Origin of the sequence: Desnuesiella massiliensis (genome assembly GCF_001403615.1) — a bacterium.
Lineage (GTDB): Bacteria > Bacillota > Clostridia > Clostridiales > Clostridiaceae > Desnuesiella > Desnuesiella massiliensis.
Window position 1 is genome coordinate 1 of sequence record NZ_LN879446.1, and the last position, 3,002, is coordinate 3,002.

The window sequence follows — 3,002 nt, forward strand, 5'->3', positions numbered from 1 at the left end:
TGATATGCTCCCCTTGTAGTAGACAGTTTAAGTAATAAAAACTGTTTACCACAGAGGGGAGCGTATTTTTTATGGGAAGAAAAGATAAAATATCACCTGAATTAAAAATACAGGCAGTAATAGAGTATATGAATGGCGATGGCTCGTTTCAGTCAATTGCTCGTAAATATGGTGTAAGTCGTACACCTTTTCGTAAATGGGTTGCTAAATATAAGGCTCAAGGTGAAACGGCATTTATTAACAATGAGAGAAATAACTCATATTCTTCTGCGTTTAAAGAAATGGTTGTTCAATCCTACTTAAGTGGAGAAGGTTCACTCCAAGATATTGCCGTAAAATACAAAATTCCAGGTCAAGATACTGTCAGGCAATGGGTTATGAAGTATAATGGTCATGAGGAGTTAAAGGCTTCTGGAACAGGAGGAACTATCATGACCAAAGGACGCAAAACAACTTACAATGAAAGAATTGAAATAGTTAAATACTGTATTGAGAACAATAGCAATTACGCAGAGACAGCGCAGAAATATAAGGTATCATATCAGCAAGTTTATGCATGGACAACAAAATATGAGAAAGATGGCATAGAAGCGCTTCTGGACAGAAGGGGTAAAAGAAAGCCTGAGGGTGAAATGTCTGAACTTGAGAAGTTAAGAGCGCAGAACAAGCTTCTTGAAGCTGAGAATAAAAGGCAACAGATGGAGATAGATTTCTTAAAAAAACTCAAGGAAATAGAAAGGGGGCGGTTCTGAGCCTGGTTAAACAGGAGACAGTATACATGGCTATTAAGATGCTTTCAAAACAAAGCCACTATCCTGTTTCGGTTTTGTGTGAGATTGCTAAAATCAACAGATCAGCTTACTATAAATGGCTTCATAGGAAGAAAAGCCAGAATGAACTTCAAAACGAAAATCTCCTTATTCTTATTAAGGAAGCTTATGAGGAGAAAGACGGTATACTTGGTTACAGGCAGATAACTATAAAACTTCGTCGTGAACATAACCTTAAGGTAAACTATAAACGCATATATCGTCTTATGAAAATAGTTGGGCTGAAATCAGTATGTAGGAAAAAGAAATATAACTACCTAAAATCAACTCCTGAAGTTACAGCTGAAAATGTACTAAACCGAGATTTTAAGGCAGAAAATATCTTTGAGAAATGGCTCACGGATATAACAGAATTCAAGTATGGTGATGGAAAAAAAGCATACTTAAGTGCAATCCTTGACCTTGGGGATAGAAGCATAGTATCTTATGTCATTGGTCATTCAAACAATAATGCTCTTGTGTTTGAAACCTTTGACTTAGCAGTTGCAGCCTATCCTAATGTAAAACCCATCTTTCATAGCGATCGTGGATTCCAATATACCAGCAAAATATTTAAGTCAAAGCTAGATAAGGCTGGAATGATACAAAGTATGTCAAGGGTATCTCGCTGCATAGATAATGGCCCTATGGAGGGATTCTGGGGAATTTTAAAATCTGAGATGTACTACTTGCATAAGTTTAATGACTATGAGAGTTTGAAGAAAGCTATTGAAGCATACATAGACTACTATAATAATAAGCGTTACCAGAAGCGCTTAAACTGTATGACACCGCTGGAATACCGTAGGTATCTTCTTGGTATCTCATCATAAAAAAGTACCAACCTTCTTGGTTGGCACTTTACTAATTTTTTTATTTTTTTCACTGTCTACTTGACAGGGAGCAGTTCATTAAGAGCTCTTAAGTCCTTTCTATGGTGTTGGTGGATCGATTCTTTTTAACATTTTATTTCCGATTGGTGGATCTATTCTCATGCAAAACACCCTCTTGGTAATATATTCTACATCAAAGATGTTTTACCTTCTACTTTTGACGTAAAGCACCATTTACCCGCCTATAACTTCTCTCCTGCATACATTCCTTTAGATTATCTGCACTGTGCTGTTTTATAATCTTTTGACTACTACAGTAAGGACATACTAAATATCTATTTCTATCCATAGATTGTATATCTTCTGTTAGCGGAGCAAATTCTTTTCTGCGAGAGCAGCATACATAAGAACTATAAATACTTAGCATATTCTCACCGCCTTTATATATAAATACTTTCACCTTTCTTTAGGCTACTGCATACTTTAATATTGTAGTTAAATTACCTGGAGGTATGTAATGTATTATAGAAACGACAATGAAAATACTAATGAAGCTTTTGTTGATGAACGCAACAAATATGATGATAATTATGCTCCTCGTCAGCAAGACTTTAACCCTTACATGTATTGCCCAATGATGTCTTATTCTCCAATGATGCATAACCCTCATATGATGAATATCCCTCAAGGAATGTATGGCACTCAAATGATGCATGCCCCTCAAGGAATGTATGGTACTCAAATGATGTATATGCCTTACACAAGAGATTTTGATGATGATTTTGACTTTGATGATGACGATGATGATGTTGACGATGATATTAATGAAGATTTAAGTCGTTCACCTCATAGACGTAGACGCAGACGTAGACGTCGTCATTTCTTCCATCATCATTTCTTCGATCCTCGTTTCTTTCATCCTCGTTTCTTTCATCCCAGGTTTAGACACTGGTGGATGTAAGGATAATAATATAAAATAAAGGGAGTGTCGCAAAACTACTTTAAAAAGTAGTTTGCTCCACTCCTTTTTTGTATTCAAATAAAAATCGATTATAAAAACAGGGCCATTACCTTCTACTGTTGCATTAAGGCAATTTTTAAAAACTTGATAGCAGCTTATTAGCAAAGGATGGAAAGTTATTTTTCCATCCTTTGCTTTTTAGGTTCAATATATGGTTTATGTTGAAATATTAACCAAGATATATGCATATAGCTTCCCCCTCCCCAAAAAACAATTTTTTTAAGCGTTAACCTGTACGGAAATATCCTACTGTATATTCATCAAAATCTTCGAGTAAGTTTGATCTTATAATACGCGTTAAGGTAAGCATCGAGTACTTAAGAGCAATAGTATCACAGC

The 3,002-nt window shown here is 35.5% G+C and carries 4 protein-coding genes; 3 read left to right on the plus strand and 1 reads right to left on the minus strand.

Annotation, left to right across the window (positions count from 1 at the left end):
• Nucleotides 1-71 precede the first annotated feature (71 nt).
• Both BN2665_RS00025 and BN2665_RS00030 read left to right on the plus strand, forming a co-directional pair.
• On the plus strand, nt 72-752 hold the full coding sequence (locus tag BN2665_RS00025; protein WP_055665086.1) for a helix-turn-helix domain-containing protein: 681 nt from the start codon (nt 72-74) through the stop codon (nt 750-752).
• Between the two features lie 2 nt (nt 753-754).
• A complete protein-coding gene (locus tag BN2665_RS00030; RefSeq protein ID WP_242865871.1) occupies nt 755-1,642 on the plus strand; it encodes an IS3 family transposase in 888 nt (295 codons plus the stop codon).
• A gap of 211 nt (nt 1,643-1,853) precedes the next feature.
• Here BN2665_RS00030 and BN2665_RS00035 read toward each other — a convergent pair whose 3' ends face one another.
• Entirely contained in the window at nt 1,854-2,069 is a 216-nt protein-coding gene (locus BN2665_RS00035; RefSeq protein ID WP_055665087.1) for a hypothetical protein, read from the minus strand.
• A 90-nt stretch (nt 2,070-2,159) separates the two neighbouring features.
• Here BN2665_RS00035 and BN2665_RS00040 point away from each other — a divergent pair, with 90 nt between their 5' ends.
• Nucleotides 2,160-2,603, plus strand: a complete 444-nt coding sequence (locus tag BN2665_RS00040; protein ID WP_055665088.1) for a hypothetical protein — start codon at nt 2,160-2,162, stop codon at nt 2,601-2,603.
• Nucleotides 2,604-3,002 lie beyond the last annotated feature (399 nt).